This is a genomic window from Hydrogenovibrio sp. 3SP14C1 (assembly GCF_029625905.1).
In the GTDB taxonomy this organism is placed as follows: domain Bacteria; phylum Pseudomonadota; class Gammaproteobacteria; order Thiomicrospirales; family Thiomicrospiraceae; genus Hydrogenovibrio.
This window is the reverse complement of sequence record NZ_JARTLM010000248.1, coordinates 1-249: the sequence shown is the minus strand read 5'-3', so window position 1 is coordinate 249 and position 249 is coordinate 1. Positions and strand designations below refer to the sequence as shown.

The following is a 249-nucleotide window of genomic DNA, read 5'->3' as shown; positions in this document are numbered from 1 at the left end:
GCAGGGACACGACCGCGGCGACGAGGCCCGCCCTGCGGAAGTCCATCTTCTTCGGCGCGAGGTTCGACAGGTCGTAGGCGGCGGAGACGAAGTTCGCGACGACGTTGATCCCCAGGGTCGCGATGGCGAACGTGACCGCGCCGATGACGAGGACGACGACGCTGTCCATCCGGGCGACGACCTCGACCGGGTCGGTGATGAACTCGCCGTAGACGACGAAGCTGCCCGAGGTGACGACGGTGGTGACGA

1 protein-coding gene is annotated in these 249 nt (G+C 67.5%); it reads right to left on the bottom strand.

The window, feature by feature from the left end:
• The coding region (locus P8629_RS12445; RefSeq protein ID WP_278166411.1) for a cytosine permease at nucleotides 1–249 on the bottom strand (249 nt) is incomplete at both ends.